Origin of the sequence: Methylomonas lenta (assembly GCF_001644015.1) — a bacterium.
Taxonomy (GTDB): Bacteria; Pseudomonadota; Gammaproteobacteria; order Methylococcales; family Methylomonadaceae; genus Methylomonas; species Methylomonas lenta.
The window spans coordinates 91,977-112,266 of record NZ_LUUI01000044.1; the positions used below are offsets into that span (position 1 = coordinate 91,977).

Annotated in this window: 19 protein-coding genes; 18 read left to right on the top strand and 1 reads right to left on the bottom strand. The window is 36.9% G+C overall.

From position 1 onward, the window contains the following. Positions 1–29 precede the first annotated feature (29 nt). From A1359_RS03205 to A1359_RS03285, 18 genes are all read left to right on the top strand, one after another. Complete coding sequence (locus A1359_RS03205) at positions 30–848, top strand: ABC transporter permease (protein ID WP_066977892.1); 819 nt, start codon at positions 30–32, stop codon at positions 846–848. Between the two features lie 53 nt (positions 849–901). After that, positions 902–2,158, top strand: coding sequence for an ABC transporter ATP-binding protein (locus tag A1359_RS03210; RefSeq protein ID WP_066977894.1), 1,257 nt, complete (start codon positions 902–904; stop codon positions 2,156–2,158). A 4-nt stretch (positions 2,159–2,162) separates the two neighbouring features. Next, the gene (locus tag A1359_RS03215; RefSeq protein ID WP_066977896.1) at positions 2,163–3,173 is read left to right on the top strand and encodes a class I SAM-dependent methyltransferase; all 1,011 of its coding nucleotides are present in this window, start codon (positions 2,163–2,165) and stop codon (positions 3,171–3,173) included. A gap of 68 nt (positions 3,174–3,241) precedes the next feature. Next, entirely contained in the window at positions 3,242–4,264 is a 1,023-nt protein-coding gene (locus A1359_RS03220; RefSeq protein WP_066977898.1) for a glycosyltransferase family 2 protein, read from the top strand. Further along, entirely contained in the window at positions 4,257–5,216 is a 960-nt protein-coding gene (locus A1359_RS03225; RefSeq protein WP_066977900.1) for a glycosyltransferase family 2 protein, read from the top strand. The genes A1359_RS03220 and A1359_RS03225 overlap by 8 nt, the downstream gene beginning before the upstream one ends. Before the next feature lie 40 nt (positions 5,217–5,256). Continuing rightward, positions 5,257–6,519 (top strand): glycosyltransferase family 4 protein, encoded by a 1,263-nt coding sequence (locus A1359_RS03230; protein ID WP_157200445.1) that lies wholly within the window; start codon positions 5,257–5,259, stop codon positions 6,517–6,519. 17 nt (positions 6,520–6,536) lie between these two features. Continuing rightward, a complete protein-coding gene (locus tag A1359_RS03235; RefSeq protein ID WP_066977906.1) occupies positions 6,537–8,465 on the top strand; it encodes a hypothetical protein in 1,929 nt (642 codons plus the stop codon). Positions 8,466–8,483: 18 nt separating this feature from the next. Further along, a complete protein-coding gene (locus tag A1359_RS03240) occupies positions 8,484–9,317 on the top strand; it encodes a glycosyltransferase family 25 protein (protein WP_066977909.1) in 834 nt (277 codons plus the stop codon). A 574-nt stretch (positions 9,318–9,891) separates the two neighbouring features. Then, positions 9,892–10,083 (top strand): hypothetical protein, encoded by a 192-nt coding sequence (locus A1359_RS22210; protein ID WP_157200446.1) that lies wholly within the window; start codon positions 9,892–9,894, stop codon positions 10,081–10,083. A gap of 103 nt (positions 10,084–10,186) precedes the next feature. Beyond that, on the top strand, positions 10,187–11,245 hold the full coding sequence (locus A1359_RS03245) for a glycosyltransferase family 9 protein (protein WP_066977911.1): 1,059 nt from the start codon (positions 10,187–10,189) through the stop codon (positions 11,243–11,245). A 9-nt stretch (positions 11,246–11,254) separates the two neighbouring features. Further along, positions 11,255–11,827 carry a D-sedoheptulose-7-phosphate isomerase gene (locus tag A1359_RS03250; protein ID WP_066977915.1) on the top strand — a complete coding sequence of 191 codons (573 nt, stop codon included), beginning with the start codon at positions 11,255–11,257 and terminating at the stop codon, positions 11,825–11,827. A 69-nt stretch (positions 11,828–11,896) separates the two neighbouring features. After that, positions 11,897–12,853, top strand: a complete 957-nt coding sequence (locus A1359_RS03255; RefSeq protein WP_198159250.1) for a glycosyltransferase family 2 protein — start codon at positions 11,897–11,899, stop codon at positions 12,851–12,853. A gap of 95 nt (positions 12,854–12,948) precedes the next feature. Further along, entirely contained in the window at positions 12,949–13,623 is a 675-nt protein-coding gene (locus A1359_RS03260) for a polysaccharide deacetylase family protein (RefSeq protein WP_198159251.1), read from the top strand. A gap of 12 nt (positions 13,624–13,635) precedes the next feature. After that, a complete protein-coding gene (locus tag A1359_RS03265; RefSeq protein WP_066977921.1) occupies positions 13,636–14,580 on the top strand; it encodes a glycosyltransferase family 2 protein in 945 nt (314 codons plus the stop codon). A gap of 11 nt (positions 14,581–14,591) precedes the next feature. Then, positions 14,592–15,527 (top strand): sulfotransferase family protein, encoded by a 936-nt coding sequence (locus tag A1359_RS03270; RefSeq protein WP_083960468.1) that lies wholly within the window; start codon positions 14,592–14,594, stop codon positions 15,525–15,527. Positions 15,528–15,536: 9 nt separating this feature from the next. Beyond that, the gene (locus tag A1359_RS03275) at positions 15,537–16,469 is read left to right on the top strand and encodes a glycosyltransferase family 2 protein (RefSeq protein WP_066977926.1); all 933 of its coding nucleotides are present in this window, start codon (positions 15,537–15,539) and stop codon (positions 16,467–16,469) included. 33 nt (positions 16,470–16,502) lie between these two features. Continuing rightward, positions 16,503–17,756 carry a putative O-glycosylation ligase, exosortase A system-associated gene (locus A1359_RS03280; RefSeq protein ID WP_066977928.1) on the top strand — a complete coding sequence of 418 codons (1,254 nt, stop codon included), beginning with the start codon at positions 16,503–16,505 and terminating at the stop codon, positions 17,754–17,756. A 10-nt stretch (positions 17,757–17,766) separates the two neighbouring features. Further along, a complete protein-coding gene (locus A1359_RS03285) occupies positions 17,767–19,836 on the top strand; it encodes a sulfatase family protein (RefSeq protein ID WP_083960469.1) in 2,070 nt (689 codons plus the stop codon). Here the strand turns inward: A1359_RS03285 and A1359_RS03290 are convergent. After that, positions 19,817–20,254: a YcgN family cysteine cluster protein gene (locus tag A1359_RS03290; protein ID WP_198159254.1), complete on the bottom strand. Its 438-nt coding sequence runs from the start codon at positions 20,252–20,254 to the stop codon at positions 19,817–19,819. The two genes, A1359_RS03285 and A1359_RS03290, sit on opposite strands and share 20 nt — an antisense overlap. Positions 20,255–20,290 lie beyond the last annotated feature (36 nt).

Genomic DNA, 20,290 nt, shown 5'->3' on the forward strand with positions numbered 1-20,290 from the left:
AACAATCGACATATAGCTGACATAACATTATGCTAAAAATAATTAATAATCTTTATAGCTATCGGGAACTAATCGTTGCGCTTACCTGGAAAAACATAGTCGTCCGGTATAAACAAGCCTATCTCGGCATTCTATGGGCAGTTTTGAAACCTGTGCTGTTGATGCTGGTTTTTACCGTCGTAAAGAGCTTTGTTGGTATCGAAACTGATGGACTGCCATACCCCCTGATTACTTTTGCCGCATTAATTCCCTGGGTATTCTTTCAAGAATCCGTGTCGGAGGGCGTAAACAGTATCACCTCAAATGCCCCACTAATTAAAAAAATCTACTTCCCACGCGAAGTTTTCCCGCTCACCGCTATGGTAACCAAATTGGTAGAATTAACTATCAGCTTTATCATTTTGATGGCAATGATGATTTATTACCAAATACTACCCAGCATATACACCCTGTGGATACCGGCATTTATTCTTTACACCATGATTGTCGCCCTCACCATTAGCTTCTTTGGCGCTGCAATGAATGTTTACTACCGCGATATAGGACAAGCCATCCCTATCGCATTGTCACTTTTAATGTATGGCTCTCCGGTGATATACCCGCTTAGCCTAGTGCAGAAAAAACTCCTGGTTGAACAAGCTGCGGGCGTTTGGTCGGAAAAACTATATACACTCTATACCCTCAACCCATTGGTAGGCATCATCGATGGTTTTCAGCGCGTGTTAATCAAAGGTGTTTCGCCGGATTTTGACGCCCTGTACCCTGGCCTGATTTTGACACTCACCATTCTACCCATTAGCTACTGGTATTTTAAGCGCGCTGAGAGCTGGTTTGCCGACGTAATCTGAGCAGACACAAACTCTACACAACTCAATATTGACGAATTACATAAAGCAATCTCATGGCAATTATAGAAGTCAACCATCTCACTAAGGAATACCAACTAGGTCACCTGACCAGCCTAAAGGAAACCGCCTTAAACACTCTAAGAAGACTCACCTTTCGACCCACACGAGAAAGAGAAAAATTCAAAGCGCTGGACGATGTCAACTTTCACATTGAAGAAGGCGAGGTGATCGGTATCATAGGTCATAACGGTGCCGGCAAAAGCACCCTGCTAAAACACCTGGCCAATATCTCCAAACCCACCAAAGGTGAAGTTATTGTTCGCGGCAGCGTAGCACCATTAATTGAAGTCGGTGCAGGCGTCAATCCTGAACTCACAGGTAGAGAAAATATTTTCTTAAATGGCGCCATACTCGGCATTCCTAAAAGAATTATTAAGCAAAAACTGGATGAAATTATCGAATTTTCCGAACTGGAACAGTTTATTGATACTCCGGTCAAGCGCTACAGCTCAGGGATGACCGTAAAATTGGGTTTTTCCATTGCCACCAGCATGGAGGCGGATATATTGATTGTAGATGAGGTATTGGCGGTTGGGGATTTAGCTTTCCAACGCAAATGCTTTGACCGAATGGAAGAATTAATAAAGAGACAAGGTAAAACAGTACTTTTAGTTAGCCATAACATACGGCAAATTCAACGCCTGTGCAACCGAGTAATCTTGCTAGATCATGGGAAAATTGGCATGGAAGGCGACCCTAAAAGAGTTTGCGACAACTTCTATGAACAAAACGACATAAAAATAAAAAACAACATTGACCAGACCCAGACACGCACTATAGGTAGTGGTGAAATTGAACTTGTCGGACTATATTTTCTTGATACTTCAGACCAGAAAGTGGAAAACCTGACATATAATCAAAATTGTTCTATCCATTTTAAAATCCGTGTACTTGAAAAATTAGATGAAGTAACTTTTGGCTTCGGCTTTCATACCACAGACTTTCTATACTTAACTACCCACAATAGTGAAGAACAACTTAAAATCAACAACCTCCCGCCTGGTGAACATGTGATTAGCTGCAAAATCAAAAAATTACCACTCATGCCCGGAATTTATACAATCCGATTTGGCATAACTTCCGGCCAAGCAGCAAGAACGGTTTATTATGGTGAAAGCCTAAAACATTTTCAGATAGTTGGCAGTGTACCAATAACTATACGCGATGGATTCTTCGCATTGGACGCCCTCTGGATCCAAGAAAATAATAAAGTCACAGATGCAAAAGTAAATTCTACAGTACAGGCCTAACCTTATGACTATCTTTCAACATAAATGTCGTATTTGTAAAACTGAAGACAACCACCCGACATTCATTGGACGAGAGATGATGTTCGGCACTAGAGAAGAGTTTGAATATTTTCAATGTAAATCCTGCTCTTGTTTACAAATAACAAACATACCCGACAATCTAAGTAGATTCTATCCAAAAGACTATTATTCACTGAACAGTCAACCTATAGAGCCACCACCCCATATACTCAATTTCTTTTTAAAACAACGCTTCCGTAATGCACTATTCAATCGTGGATATAAGTTAAATAAAATATTATCGAATTTTATTAAAATACCTACTTTAAAAGTAGACAAAGTCATACCAGCAACCGAATTTATACAAAAAGCTAATATTGCGAATTTTGATGCCCGTTTTCTAGATGTGGGTTGTGGCCAATCATCTAATTGGCTAAATACCTTGCGCCAAATGGGATTCAAAAATCTTTTCGGAGTAGATCCTTTCATTGAATCTGATGCAAGATATAATGGCATTACAATATTTAAGCGCCCTATAAATGAATTGATTGGTAACTTCGATTTCATTTCATTTCATCATTCATTAGAACACATTCCTGAGCAAGAAACTACATTAGCTATTGCTCGAAGTTTATTGTCAGAAAATGGGGTTATTCTTATTCGCATACCAATAGTTTCTTCATATGTTTGGGATCACTACGGAACTAACTGGGTTGAAATGGATGTACCTCGCCATATTTATCTTCATTCCCTCGAAAGCATAAGACTTTTAGGAGAGAGAGTCGGACTAACTCTTTACGAGACAATATACGATTCATTAATCCTTGAGTTTTATGGCAGCGAACAATATCTTCGCAACATACCATTAACAGCAGATAATTCATATTGGTTACATCATGATAATCAGATTTTTACAGACAAAGAAATTGATGAGTTTATTAACTTGGCGGAGTATGTTAATAAAAATAAAACAGGAGGCCGTGCGTGCTTTTTATTTAAAAAGTCATCTCACTAAACCAAGACTCCAGACTTTTAAAAGTTTTACAATAAAACCAATATAGTCAATCATCTATTTTCATAATCATGAAAAACGTTAGTATTTGCGTTCCCACATTCAACGGAGAACGTTACCTAGAAGAAACATTAATTAGCATCTTAAACCAAAGCTATAATAATTTTGAAATAGTTATTGTGGATGACAAGTCTTCAGATGCCACATGGGAAATAGTCAGTAGATATGCCAAACAAGATACGCGTATTAAACTATTTAGAAATGAAAGTAATCTTGGCCTTGTCAATAACTGGAATAAATGTATCGAACTTTCTCAAGGAGAATGGATTAAGTTTGTATTTCAAGATGACATCATCAGGCACGACTGCTTAGAACTCATGTTGAAAGCAGCGAATATAGATACTCCATTTGTGTTTTGCACCCGAGATTTTTTGTTTCATAATGATATTGATCCTGAAACAAAAGAATATTTAATGACCATACCACGGTTTAATGAATTATTTTCTGGTTCGAACTTTATCAGCACCAATCAAATCTGCCAAGCTGTTCTAAATGACTCTAGAAATTTTTTTGGGGAACCCTCATCAACTTTAATTCATCGCTCTATTTTTGAGCACTTTGGCCCATTTAATGCTGAAATGGTACAACTTTGTGATTTAGAATACTGGATTAGAGTGGGTATAAATACTGGTATCAAGTATATTCCTGATTCTTTAGCTCAATTCCGCGTACATCCCACATCTACTAGTTCAAAAAATAATGCTAGTCAACTGTATCGTAGTAATTATATTGACAGACTAATCCTTTTACATGAATTTGCCTATAATCCTAATTACGAACCATTAAGAAGATTTGTCAAACAAAGAAAATTGCACTTAAATTTCAAAACTCAACTAGCAAAAAGAGCGCAATTCCTAAGAAATATGGCCTATTCAAATTCAACGGATTTATTAACAAAAACCACACTAATAAACCACTGGAAAACAGCTGTAAAAGCCTATCCAAAATTAGAATCGTCTATTTATTTAATCCCATATAAAATAGAATCATGGTTCAGAATGAATTTGTTATGGAGATTTAGTAAAAATGCCTGAAGCAATAGTAAGCATCCTCGTACCGGTTTACAATGGTGATCAATATATTTCAGAAGCTATTCAAAGCGCATTAACCCAAACTTATCAGAATTTTGAATTACTAATCGTCAATGACGGCTCAACAGATAACAGCAAATCAATAATAATGAATTACTTAGGTGACCCTAGAATTCGTTATTTTGAACAACAAAATGCCGGTGTTGCTGCTGCTAGAAACTTAGCGATCAAACATGCAAAAGGCAAATACATTGGCTTTCTTGATCAAGATGATTGCTGGCTGCCTGATAAACTTTCAACTCAAGTCCAGTTTTTAGAAACGCACCAAGAATTTGCTTTCATTCATTCACGACAAGGTTATATCCAAGCTGATAGCACCCCAATTTCTCACTACCCCAAAGACTGGGTTACCGATCTGCACGGCGAATGTTTTGCTGAGCTTTTCAAAAGGAATCGAATTGCCGTTTTAACGGTACTTTTACGGAAAAATGTTATTGATGAAATTGGTTATTTCAATGAAACCGTTTCTCGTGTCGATGATTACGAACTTTGGTTAAGAATATGCAGTAAATATCCGATTGGCTTTCAAGATAAAAAGCTTGCCTTATATCGATGCCACGAAACCAATGCCAGCCATGATTACGTCAAGATGGAACAAGCCGAACTCAGCGCCTTGGAAAGTTTATATGATCTAAATAAAGAAGTATTTAAATGTATTGATAAAGCTACATTAAATGATAGGTTTGCTACTTTACATACTGAAGTAGCAAATGGTTTTTTTTGGCAAAAGCAAAATTATAAATCAGCCCTCCATCATTATCTTAAGGCGCTTCACTTCAAGCCTTTCTGTTGGAAAAATATCAAGCAAACATTTTGGTGCCTACTACCTACTAATCAAAGAAAGGTTTTAGTATGGTATTTATTAAAATTACAACAAACCATTCACAGAGCCTAATCTCTTGAACGGGTTAAACAGCAGCAATTTGAGGTAAAAGGTGCGCATTCTAATTTTAATGAACATGTATCCGCCTTATTCAGACGGCGGTTATCCTCTGTTATGCGAAGAGACAGTTGAGGAACTTAAATGCCGAAATCACGATGTCTTGGTTTTAACCAGCACATTTCAGTTACAAGGACAAACCAGTATCAATAACGGGATATGGCGTATTTTCGATTATTGCCCTGATAATTTAAACAATGAGTTAAAGTCAACTTCGTTAACTGATCTTTACAAGTGGTATCGCCGCGAATGGCAAGAACAATCGTTTATTAAATCGGCAATAACTCAATTTAAACCTGATTGTTGCTTTGTTTGGGCTACAAAGGGCATGAGCTACTCCATAGCCCCTCGTTTATTTAGTTTTGGCTTGCCTGTATTTGCCTATGTCTGCGGTTATTGGCTGACTGATCACAACAACCTAGGCGCCAATAGACGGCAATATCAATTTTGGAACTGGGGAAAGCAAACCGGTCTATCAAAATATTTGAAGAATTTTTTACAGGATCACCTGAGTAAGTATTTACCTCTCAAACACCAAAAGATCATTTTTGATGGGCTGGCATTTAATGATTTTGAGACTATTTCCGGTTTACATGAACCCGCTTGTAAAATCCAACCCCAGCAAATATACGACAGCGCACCATTGGAACGATTTAAAAATATTCCGATTGAAAGACCATCAAGTCGACAAAGAATTTTGTTTATCGGTCGTCTCCACCCTTCTAAAGATCCAATTACTCTTATTCAAGCGTGCAAGTCAATTCAGTTATCTCACATATCTGACATATCTCTATCTCTTGTTGGCTGGCCGCATGACGATGATTATTTGTCTAAAATAAATCATGAAATAGCAACGAGTAATGATCCTTCTAAACTTCAAATTCTGCAACCCGTTGCATTTAACGATATGCCGGCTTTGTATGCCTCACATGATATTATTGTGGTTCCTTCTGAAGTTGATCCGCTACCTCGCGTAGCCGCAGAAGGTATGGCTGCTGGCTTGCCTCTAATTGTCAGCAATGCCACCGGGATTAGCAAATGCCTAAAGGACCATGAGGAAGCGCTGATTTTTCCTGCTCATGATGTAGCGACTTTAATAAAACATCTGACCTTTTTGCTTACCCGCGAGCATGAAGCCCAACTCATGGCGAAAGCTGGGCGTAAAAAAGCTCTTGATTATTTTTCCACACAAAGAATGGTTGATGAAATTGAGCAATTTCTTATGCAAGGTATGCTAAAAATGCATCCAAAATCATAAACTCAATAGAGAGCATTATGCAGAGTCTTTCCTTAATAGAAATTTTTACACTTGATCAACCGCTTGAATCAATAAATATTCTAAATACAACTCGATACTTTTATGATTTTCCTGGTTACCAGTTAATTGTCGACCAATTTGACAATGCTGCATGCGCTTTTCTAAGAATTAAACCAGGGGAAAATGTAAAGCTTACTTGCCAACAAAACCATTCTTTTCAAAACTGTATTGCAGGCGGGTTCTTAGGTATTTCTACTTCGGTCAAAAATCCATTATGGCTAGTTGATTTACCTAAGCAACGGCTTATCAATTCTGACCAGACTATTAAATCTGAAATACCAATTACGCTATCTGGATTGTCTTGGCATGAAAAGGATGGCTTTTCTATTGAAATAAGCTGCCCTCAAGACTCTGTTATAGATATCATCATCTGGCAGTTTGCCGAGACGTTCGCTGTTAATGACATAATTACTTTATCACCGATAGAAGCTCAAGGTTACTTCCTTTGGGGATCTCACGGTTGCATCAGTAAACCTGCCGATTTATATCGCCATGTGATATACGGTGCAGTTTATGATCTTCGTTATTCCTGGCCGCATCATAAAAAATGTTTTTCTGAAAACGAAGCTCATGCGCTTTATACTGTTTTTTCAGGCTTGGAAAAAACAACGGGTAAAGCGCTTTACCGTCATTTTCAACAACAACTGGTTTTATCATTGATCCAGCGCCAAGCCGATGATGGTGGCTGGTATCACGGCATGTGGACAGACAGCTCTGAATGCCATTATCGGCTCCACGCTAGTGGCGTGCACTTGTTGATGGATGAATATCAGCGTACTGGCTGTCCTCAAGTTAAAGCGGCATTACAAAAAGCCGTTGCTTTCCTCTCAAAAACAACAGACAGACTGGATTGTGGCGTTTGGTTTCTTCATGACTCCTTGGAATTGTCGGAACAATCCATGCATAGCGGCCCTTTCAGATGGATAGCTAATAAAACCCTTGGTAAAAGTGTTTCGAATATGCTGGTATTGAATACCCATCTGGATACTACGATTGCTATTAATCGCTATATTCAATTGACTGACGATAAACAATACGTCGATTTGATAGCCTCGGCTTTAAAAAGTACGCGCGCGGTACTATCGCTTAAACCGGCTAATTGGCTATACAAACCCTTATTTTGGGCTATAGGCTTGACAATGTTACCAACGCAGATTGCGGTACAACTGCCGTTACCGTTGAGAGCGTTAAAGCGAATCGCTGCTGAATATCTGATAAAGAAATTACCCGATATTAAAGCCAGATTTCCCCGCTTGGTGATGCCAAATGGCTACATTGACAGAGAATTGTCTTTAAGAACTTGGGCAATTGATTATCAAACCATTAATTTAATGGACTTAGCGCGCTACGCCAAGGCCTTTCCTGATGAATTTGATGAGACTATACTAGACGAAGGCCTAAAATTTACTCATGACAGCGGCTTAATTAAACGCTACCGCGAACTATCAACTGGGAAGCAGTATTCAGTTGGATTTTGGGCAGAAGCCCTTTACTACCGTTGCTTATGCAAGCCGAATATAAAATATCGACAATGGTTGGCAGAAGCTATGCTCGAATGCCATGATTTGAACTTTGGGATACCACCCTCTCTTTTAGGCAATAACGGAGAAGCTATTGATTTTGATGATAGATCAAAACCTCTTCAATTAGGAAATCCAGAACTTCTTTTAGCGAATTTATCTATGGGTTCTAAGCTTGAGTATATCGTAGTTAACACTTCATTCGACCATTCGATAACTGCTTGCTGGATTAATGAGCCGAACGCAGCAATAAAATGGTTAGACTTTAATGCTAGCGAATTCGATAAAAATAATTTTATCATCCCGGCAAGACAATGGGTTATAGGAAAGAACTTTTCCGATAACCCAGAAATAATTGGGCAATGAACTGAGGAGCTATACTGAATGAGCACTACCCAACAAATCCCTGTATTTGTTATTAGCCTTGCCCGAGCTCTCGATCGTCGCACTGCTATCTGTCAACACTTATCAGCTCTAAATATTGAATATCGTCTAACAGACGCGGTTGATGGTATAGCTATGTCGGAGACAGATATTAATGCTATCGTCGATAAGGACAGAAATATGCATCCTGGCACTGTGGGTTGTTATTTATCACATTTAAGCATTTACGAAACCATGAAGCTGGAAAATATACCGATGGCGTTAGTGCTTGAGGATGATGCCAGACTTAACCCGGATGTAACAAAAATGTTAAATGAGGGCATATCCTTTACAAATTGGGATTATTGTTTCCTGGACTGCGATGATCATAATGACGAAGGCCCTGTTTTTTATGATGCGGATTCCGGTCAGAAGTTTGGCGGAAATTTTACCGGATTCTCGTTATCCAGCGGCCCACAAACCCTACATGCATACTTGATTACACTGAATGCAGCGTTGAATCGATTGGAACATGCATACCCTTTAGTAAAAGCAATAGATCTTTACGCTCATCTCCCCTATTCGATTCGCTTCTACGCAATAGTTACACCAAAGGCGGCCTGGGTGAGCGAACATAGCTTGGAATCATTCACCTCTACAAAAGTTGGCAATATCAAGGACTTGTCTTTTACATGGTTACGACGCTGGCCAATTTTTTACCAAATACGTGATATTCTTAAGCTAAAAAAGTTTAAACGAAATCTTATGATTAAAAAACTCCAAAAAAATGGGAAATTATGTGTAAACAAACGTTGGAAATCTCTTCCTTCTGGAAGAGAAATTTTAATGCGTTAATTGCTGTTTATTTATAATGTTTGTTTTCGAATAATATTTTATATACGTTTAGGTTATTTGTTTTATCGTCTATATCCTAATTTTTTTACAAGATGGTATATGTATCACAATACATAACTGGCTAACATTTTAAATTTACAAGCTAACTGTAATCTCAAATAGCAATAATTAATATTTAGACACTTGTCCTTTAACCGGAAATCCTGATTTTTATAAATAGGACCCACTATGGTGGCTAACAAGGTATTTACAACTTGTATATTTCTATTTCTAGATTTTTTGACGCTACGATTCATATGAAAATTATTAATAATACTTACCAACAATAAATACAATGAAGATATTATTCTTACAAAACATCCAGAATCTGAAAGAAAAGTAATAGTTGAACAAATAGGTGTGAGCCATAGCTTTGTTAACAATAAATCAAATAAATTAAATATATTAATTTCATAATTATTAATGGTAACTCGCTCATTTAATTTTCTTAAAAAATACCTTCAAGGTCATCACATTTCTTAATTTTTTAAAATAATCGACTAAATTCAATTACACGGTTATCAGTTATGACTATTTGAAACCAAAGTTAGAGTCGTTATTGCATGAATATGGTTTAGCTGACAAGGTTTTGTTTGTCGCCAGACAAACATTTGAAGGAATAATTGATACAATGAGAAATGGATATATATTTGTTTTACCTTCTTTGAAAGCTATAGATAGTAATAAAGGATTTGATATTGTATATTTAGAAGTACACGCTTACTGAACGCCATCGATAGCAGATATACATACTGAAGCAGTTGAAGCTATCGTAGATGGGATAAGCAGCTTTTTCGCTGAGCAACTCACTTAGAACAGGGTAGTTGATAATGTTTATTTTAAAAACAATATTGGTACATTTAGGCAGTGGTATGGGTAATATGCTCATGGCTACACCTATGATAGAAATGTTATCCAGGGGGGGCTATACAATTGACTTATGCCTGCAAGGTGAAACACCCAAAGTTGAGACATTATTTAGACATTGGCCACATATACGAACTGTTTCACCGGATCAAAAGCCTTTTTTGAATCAAGAATATGCGATTTATATATATGGGTTTGAAGTTAATGATGAACCTATTCATTTTAAAAACTTTAATGATGCCGTTATCTTACACCCTATGTGGGATTGGCAAAAAGGCTTTGGTTTACATTCGGAAATAGAACTATATTCTAATTTAGCAAAATTTATTGTCCCAAATGTAGATAACATCACACAAACAAGCTGTAATGCTTCCGAAAGAATTTTTGATGACATTGATGATGATACCTGTGTATTAATCCCTGGCGGCGGGATGCAGGTAATAATTCGTAAATGGGCGAAATACGGGGAGCTTGCAAAAAAAATAAAGAATGTTGCCATTGTCGGTTTACCTGCTGATCTTAACCATTCAAATAGAATTATTTTTCCTAAATGGTGTAAAAATCTATTTGGTAAGACACTAAATTATCAAGGTAAAGCCTGGCATTTTGCTCGACAATTTGCGGAACGACTAGATGAAGAAATTCTATTTCCTGAACACGTTAAAAATTATATCGGCAGACTTTCACTAGAAGATACTGCCGCGCTAATTAAGCAGGCCGGCTATGTAATTGGAAATGATTGCGGAATAACACATATGGCAGTAGCTTTAGGCAAACCTGTATTCCCTATTTTAGGACCAACCAGTCGCCGTAAAGTATTCCCTAGCTTTCTTAGTAATGTTAGTATTATTTCGAAAAGCTTTGATTGCCAACCCTGCCAAGAAAACACTAAATTAGGGGTTTGGCGCGAAGATAAATCCCAGTGTTTTTGCCCGTACTCAATTCGCTGCATGGAAGAAATTTCTATAAATGATGTCTTAAACCATGTCAGCAAGAAACTTAACAGAGATATTAGATTATAAGGCTTAAAGATGTCTGATCGAATTACCCATCACATTGAGCAGCATATTACTACAATTCAATTGCTTGCGGAATCAAGCCATCTCATTGAAACGATCGTTCAATCTATTACACATTGTTTAAGCCAGAATGGCAAAATTCTATGGATGGGCAATGGTGGAAGCGCGGCTGATTGTCAACATATGGCCGCTGAATTTGTCGGCCGTTTTCAACTTGAAAGAAAAGGACTTGCATCAATTGCCTTAACAACCGACACCTCCATTCTTACCTCTGTAGGAAATGATTACGGTTTTGAAAAAATATTTTCAAGGCAAATTGAATCACTATGTAACAACAATGACATTGTCATAGGTATTTCCACATCTGGAAATAGCACAAATATAATAGAAGGATTTAAACAAGCGAAGAAAATTGGTGCCCATACTATTGGATTTACAGGAAACGACGGTGGATTAATCGCGACTCAGGCCCATAGCTGTATTATTGTTCCATCGAATAATACGGCAAGAATACAAGAGGCTCATATTTTGATAGGTCATATTATCTGTGCTTGTATTGAAAGTGATTACTTTGGAACGATATAAAAATGCAATCCAATCTTAAATCAGCTTAGCTGAATGCCTTAATATTGCTTCTATCAAGCAGATAAATAAATGAATAATTCTATTAGATATCCACTTATTTCCGTAATCATGCCGTGTTATAACGCACAGGCTTTTTTAGAGATATCCATTAATAGTATTTTCCGGCAAAGCTATCCTAATATTGAATTGATTATTATTGATGATGGTTCCACTGATCGCAGCCCGCAGATATTGGATGAGATTAACAAAAAGTCCCTTTCAATAACAGTACTAAGGCAAAATAAATGCGGGCCGTATCCTGCCCGTAATCTTGCATTACAACATGCGCAGGGCGAATACGTAGCTTTTCTTGATGCCGACGATTACTGGTCTCCTGATTGCTTGGAAAAGCTTTACTATGCACTAATTGAAGCAAACGTCGATTTGAGTTATTGCGGCTGGCAAAACGTGATTGAAAATGGAGTAAATGGTCCACAGTATGTACCACCTGCTTATGAGTCAAGTGATATTATTCAGTCATTTCTGAACGGCTGTCCTTGGCCTATACATGCTGCATTGGTCCGCAAATCAATTATTGATAAGGTTCAGGGATTTTCAACTCGCAGCTTCAGCTCCATGGATTATGACTTCTGGTTGCGTATTGCTGCCGAAAGCCAAAAGATAAAACTTGTACCCGAAGTTTTAGCTTTTTATCGTTGGCATAACCATGGACAAATTTCATCTATCAAATGGAAACAAGTTCTGGATGCATGGCAAGTAAAAAAAGATTTTATTATTAATTACAATAACCTAGTGACCCATATCCCCAAAGAAAAGCTAAGCGAATTAGTCGATGGCTATCTTATAACTCAAGCATACACAGCTTTCTGGAAAAGAGATTTAATTTCTGCTCAACAGCTTTTTCGTGTTGTATTTATCTCAAGCATATGGCATTTCAAAGACTTACCTTATATAGCGGTCAGCTTTTTGCCTTACAGCTTATTTTCAGGATTAGTTAACTTTTTTGGCAAAACAGACCTAAAATGACACGGTTTACAATTTTAATGTATCACATGATTTCCAAACCATTATCAAATGAGGAAGTCAAGTACGCATGTCCGCCAGAGTTGTTCGATAGACATATGTCAAAACTACGTCAATCTGGTTTTAATCCAATTTCACTGAAATTAATTGATGATCATTTTAACTTAGGCGCAGAAATCCCAAATAATTCAGTAATAATTACACTGGACGATGGTTTTGAGGATAATTATTTGAACGCACTTCCTATTTTAAAAAAACATAATATACCGGCTACTATTTTTTTAACTACAGGATATTTGGGTGCCACCAATGCTTGGATGACTAAAAGAGGTTTCCCGGAAAGAAAGATGTTGAATTGGGAACAAATACAAGAAATGAGCCAACACAACATTGAATTTGGCGCCCACACTATTAGCCATCCTCGACTACCCGAGATCGACAATGAAGCTGTTAGTAATGAAATTAGCATATCAAAACAGACAATAGAAACTACATTAGGTAAGAGATGTAATTTTTTTGCCTATCCTTTTGGTTTATTTTCGGCCGAAAATCGGAATCAAGTTGACAGAGCAGGATTTAGCCTTGCCTGCTCAACTCGATCCGGATTCAATACTACAGATCGTGATGCTCTAACTCTACATCGCATTGAAGTTTATGGAAATGACCCATGGTGGAAACTTCAACAAAAAATGACTTTTGGAATGAACGATGCAAGCTTGTTTTATCCTGCTAAATACTACCTAAGTCGATTTTTTAATCGACTTATTTCTTGAGGACAATTACGCATGGATCTTAGTATTATTATTTGCACCTATAATAGATATCAAAATTTAGACGAGTGTTTTAATTGTCTTGATCAACAAAAGTTAAAACACAATCTAAGCTGGGAAATTATATTAGTTGACAACAACTCATCCGATGCAACAAAAGCAGTTGTCGAAGATTATGCTAAAACGACAAAACTCGACATACATTACGTTTTTGAAGGAAAGCAGGGTTTATCTATTGCTCGCAATACAGGAATAAAATATTCTACTGGTAATTATATAGTTTTTATCGACGATGATATACGTGTCACACCGACATGGCTAAACTCGATTTATTCAACCTTTGTTGAGCATAATTGTGATGCAGTTGGTGGACGCATACACTTAGAATCAACAGAGAACCTGCCCAAATGGATTACACCCGATATGTGTGGCTTTTTAGGTCATCAAGATTTTGGTTCATCACCTCGGCTAATGGATGGTATTAGCGAATTTCCTTTTGGTGGTAATATGGCAATCCAAAGACGGGTAATTGATTTAATAGGTAACTTTGACACTGATTTAGGTCGAAAAGGTGAAGGCCTGAAGAAAGACGAACTATTCAAAGGTGAAGAAACTGATTTTTTTCAGCGGCTAGCTAACGCTGGCGGTAAATTCTATTATCATCCTGACGCCTTGGTATTCCATAAAATATTACCCCATCAACTCACTAAAAGGTTTTTTCTAACTTTGCATCATAATGCGGGAATACAAACTGCTCTTCAAGACACAATGCAATACAAGCGTCAAATACTTGGAATCCCTTTTTTTATAATACCTCAATTTTTACGAAGCATTTACCATTATATTTTATTAAGTAACAAGAATGGTTTATCAGGGTCATTTAGACAATTGATGAATGTTTATTACTTTGCAGGAACAATGACTGGTTATTTTAAAAAAAACACTAATAATATTAAATAAGTGATCCTACAATGAACAATATTAACCCGCCTATTTTCATTGTTGGTGCCCCACGATCTGGCACAACACTTCTCCAGTATATGCTCAAATCTCATCCCGAAATATCTCTACCTACCGGGGAATCACATTTTTTTATTCCTATCTATCAAAGACACGCCGAATTTGGTGATCTTAAAGTTAAGGAAAATTTAAAGTTTCTTTTAACAGAAATTTATAATGCTAGACCAGACTTTTTTGACGATGATTTTCATGGCATCAAATTTGATATAAATATTTTAAGTGATCAACTTCACGCATTAAAAACTTCAACAATACCAGATGTGATATCGACAATTTTTCAAATGAACGCCACCGCGGAGCACAAAAAATATTGGGGAGAAAAAACTCCATATTACATTTTGCACTTACCATTAATCAAAGAAATGTTCCCAAACGCTAGAATAGTGCATATTATTAGAGATGGTCGTGACTGTGCGATATCAATGCTAGAAAGGCGCTGGGATTTAAGAATTTACAATATTTATCATGCAGCGTATACATGGAATAAGTATGTTAGATCTGGAAAAGATTTTGGAATAAATAATCCAGATTGTTATTTTGAGATTAAGTATACAAATCTACTTAATTCACCACATAAATCGCTCAAGGCTTTATGTAAATTTTTAAATATTGAATATAATGAATCAATCATTAATTTTGAAAGATCTAATGAGAGTGGAAAAACACCATTATTAACGCGACCTTTGCAAGCAAATAATACTCAGAAATGGAGAAATCATATGAGTATAAAAGAATTACAAATATTTGAAGCCATGGCAGGTTCAACACTGACTGAGTATGGGTATGAGCTTTCCAACCCTTGTGCTTCAATATCAAAGTTTAATCACTTGGTATACGAAGCTCACATAAAGTTATGTGATATTTATTTCAATTTTTTTAGAAACTGATTGCGACCCATGAGTTTACTTCATTTAACTGTAGCTATCTGCACACATAATAGGGTTGACTTGCTTATGAAAGCAATCAATTCTATTTATCTGGCGGTCACACCAAATGACTGCAAAATTACCGTGCTTGTAATTGCAAATGCGTGCACAGATGATACTGTAAGTAAACTAGAACATCATAAAACCACATATCTCACTGAAAACACAATAACTTTTGATTACCAGCTTGAACCAATGCCTGGAAAGTCTTATGCTTTAAATCGCGCATTAAGCTTAATTAATGATGGGTATATATGCTTTGTAGATGATGACCAAATAATTGATATTCATTACTTTATTGCGATCACAAAAGCAATCCTTGCCTATCCAGATGCATCTATTTTATGTGGTCCTTTAAAGCCGAATTGGCAGGGTGATGAACCCAATTGGATACACACTGAAGGTCAATATCGAATTTACCCTTTTCCCATTCCTGTTTTTGATCTCGGAAATTATCCGACTCAACTCACTGTAGAAAATGAATTACCACCAGGAGGACAGGTTGTTATAAGACGAGATATTTTCGATGATGTAGGCGTATTCTCTACATGTTTAGGGCCAATAGGTCACAATTTAGTGGGTAGTGAAGATACTGACTTTTTTATTAGAGCAATCAATAAAGGTCATATTATTCAATATATTCCATCTATTATACAATATCACTACGTCGATAAAAACCGATTAACTCTGAAGTACCTATTAATTAAGTCTTATCAAAGAAATAAATCAATAACATTATCTATAAACCCTGACAGAAAACCTATTCCTTTGTATTTATTTAGACAATTATCTAGTAATATTTTTCACACCATTATAGCGTTTAATGCAGATAAATACCGATTTCATCTAATGCGTTTATTTTCTACCTTAGGTGAAATAATTGGCTTACTTGCAAAGCAGTAAGTACATCTTATACTTTAATTACCAGCCAATAAAATGCGTGATATAGCTGTTTTACTTTTCTTCATTTATTTAATATATGATTCAATAAAAACCCCTTGGCATTGTGTTTTAGCTTTAGCTATTTTTAGTTACATGAACCCACATTCTTATGCGTGGGGTTTTGTTCATAGCCTACCACTTTATTTGATTCTTTTTTTAATTAGTTTTCTTTTATATTTGAAAGAAAAAGATAAACAATCCATATTCTTTGATTGGCGCGTGAATGCTTTTATTTTATTATGGTGCTATTTCGTCCTCACCACTCTACTTGCAATGGTGCCTATTCAAGCTGAATTAAAGTTAATCAATGTTAGTAAAATCTATCTACCATTTTTACTTACGCTTTCACTAATTAACACACGTTATAAACTATACTGTTTGATAGTCACTATAGGTTGCTCTTTTGGATTTATTGCCTTTAAAGGCGGCCTTTTCGCTTTAGCTACAGGCTTTTCTTACAGAGTATGGGGGCCACCAGCAACTCAATTTGAAGGTAATAATGAGTTTGCAGTTGCTACTATAATCATCATTCCTTTTCTAATTCTTTTTCGTTCGGAAACTCCGAATAAATTACTCAAAAATTTTCTGCTTTTTGCTATTCCTGTTTGCATCGCTTCGGCAATTTCTTCCTGGTCTAGAGGAGCACTTTTAGCTCTTATTGGTTCTGGCATGTACATGCTATCGAAAAGCAAACATAAAATTCTTCTAGTTCCATTAATATTTATTGGCGTATTTATATTGATTCCCTATTTACCGCAAGAGTGGTTCTCTCGCATGGATACCATTAATACTTACGAAGAAGATGAATCGGCAATGACTCGTATCGAAGCATGGACTGATGGATGGAATTATGCAAAACAACATCCGCTTATTGGGGCTGGATTTGATGGCTGGATTTATGTGACGCAACGTGACTGGCATAGTGCTTATGTTGAAATTTTTTCTGAACATGGTTTTATTGCTTTCGGTATTTGGTTATCCATGCTACTGGGCAGTTTCATCAGTCTGATTAGACTGCCTATGAAAACCAGCATTTACCCAGAACTAGCATGGGTAACCAATTACAGTACAACACTGAAAGCTTCACTTTTGGCCTATATGATAGGCTCTGCTTTTCTCGGCATTTCTTACTGGGATTTACTGTATCACTTGATTTTTATTTCTGCCTTGATTAAAAAATTTGCATTAGAAGAACTGGAGAGTCTGTTAAAGGTTAAATCAACCCCTCTAGTTAAAAAAATACGGTAAAGCATTTAATATGGTTGATTCCTTTTATTTACTAACTATATTGCCTTTGGCTATTTCAATTCTTGTAACTACCGGATTAGCTGCTATTGCCTTAAATAGCTATAGCAGAACAGGGCCAAAAATCAAGAGCACTATCGAAAAGAATTTTCGCATCTATGCCATTCTGTCTTATTCTAGAATTTCGTCTTGGATCTTAGTTATAGTTTTCTATATTTCTCTTCCAGGCCCAATTCTTTTATATACCATTTCAAAATGTTCCTCATATAATTTATTGACAATTCAATCAGGTATAGTTGCTTCATTGATCTCCGTAACACTTGTATCTTTTTATTTACTTTGTCATCAACTACTTAATATACCGGCAGCTTTACAATTATCCAGTCAGTTTCGCTTTTCTCGTCTTCTGCCGTTATGGCGCATACTTACTCCAAACCTCCTGCTATGGGCGAGAGTTTTACTTTCAGGATTAACTCTATCTGCCACGATTTTGGCTATTTATTTCTCTAATTTTGAAAATGATAATTTTTTGACGATCTACTTATTAGGCTTTATTGCTCTATATCTATTTCTGAGCATCTGGAATCACAACCACATCAGAATACTGCCTATAATTGAATGTACAAAAAGTAAATTCAATGTAATTATGATTGGTGTTGATACTCTTAGAATCGATAGATTAGGCGCATACGCCTATCATCGAAAGTTAACACCTAATATTGATAAAATCTGTACTCAAGGTGTTATTTTCGAAAATTGCATTACACCTCTGGCCCGAACAGCACCCAGCTTAACCTCATTATTTTCCTCTTTATGGCCCCATAACCATCAAATAAGAGACAACTACCCGGACGCTACCCAAACTGACTTACCAGCGGATAACTTTATTAACATTTTGAATAGCCAAGGCTTTTCAACTGCTGCAATTTCGGATTGGGCAGGCGCAGATTTTAAAAAGATCAACTTTGGATTTAAAGAACTATCAGTTCCACAAGATCAATGGAATATAAAATTATTACTTAGGCAAGGTCCGGCATATTTACGGCTGTTTCTAACCCTGTTTACCCACAACCGATTCGGTAAACGTTTTTTGCCCGAATTATATTATCTTGCTGGCGTACCGTTAACCAGTCATCTAGGCCAGGAGTGTCGCGACACAATTTCGCGATTAGCCAAAAAAGAAAAACCCTTCCTGATCAACCTTTTTACATCTTCCACCCATGTGCCTTTTGGATCTGAATACCCATATTATAATTTATTCACTCCTAAGGATTATGCAGGAGATTCGCGCTTTATTATGGGTGACTTCAGCACGCCAGAGCAGATTGTCGAAAGCCAAGAGTCAACTTCTGAAGCTCATGATATTAGTCAAATCATAAATCTCTATGACAGTTGTGTAAAAGAGTTCGACGACGAAGTCGGCAAGATTATCGACCATATTGATAAATGCGGCTTAAGGGAAAATACTTTTATCGTTCTGTATAGTGATCACGGCACTGATTTTTTTGAAACTGAATGCTGGGGCCAAGGTAATACATTGGTTGGTAATGATCCGAGCGGCAGAATTCCTTTGATTATCAGCGGACCAGGTGTGCCGCAAAATGTCAAATTCAGCCATGTCTGCCGATCGATTGATTTTATGCCAACCATGCTGGATTTATTAGGTATGGAAATTCCAAATAATATTGATGGTGTTAGCTTAGCACCCTATATAAATGACAATTCAAACCCTAATCTCTATGCTTTTCAAGAAACGGGTGTTTGGATGGGGAAAATACCGGGCCTGCATCCGGATCAGATCACTTATCCGGATATCATCGAATTACTGACTATTCCAGACATCAAGTCAGGTACGATGGTTATTGACGAAAAATATTATCCAACTGTCATACAGGCTAAGAACCGTTCTATTCAGAATGATCGTTGGAAACTGATATACATACCTACTTATCATGGGCCTGTTTATCAGTTATATGATTTAAAAACTGATCCTTACAAAAATGTGATCGATTTATATCCGGATATATTGAGTGAATTAAAACCTAAATTAGAGGATTGGATTTTCAATCCAACCATTCAATAATATGGTCTTCCGGATCGTCTACCTGTGATTCTTTGATTGCATAACTACTAATAGAGACACCGGCATCTTTGACGGATTCAACCGTACCGGAATTTAGCGGATGCCAGTCTGGTAAGGGCTTGCCGTCTGTTAGCAATCGGTAAGCACAGGTTGATGGCAACCATTTGTATTCGGCAAAATCGTGTTGTTTTAAATCAATGCATTCCGGCACTAAGGTACAGCGCTCACTATAGCGAGTGCAGCGACAGCTTTCTAAATCAATCAGATCGCAAACCACACTCGTAAAGGCAATTTCACCAGTATCTTCGTCTTCAAGCTTCACTAGGCAGCATTTACCACAGCCGTCACATAATGACTCCCATTCTGCAGTAGTCATTTGGGCTAAGGTTTTTGTTTCCCAGAATTTCATGTTAGGAATGCGCATGAAACAAGTTCGTCAGCTGTGGGTGCGAAT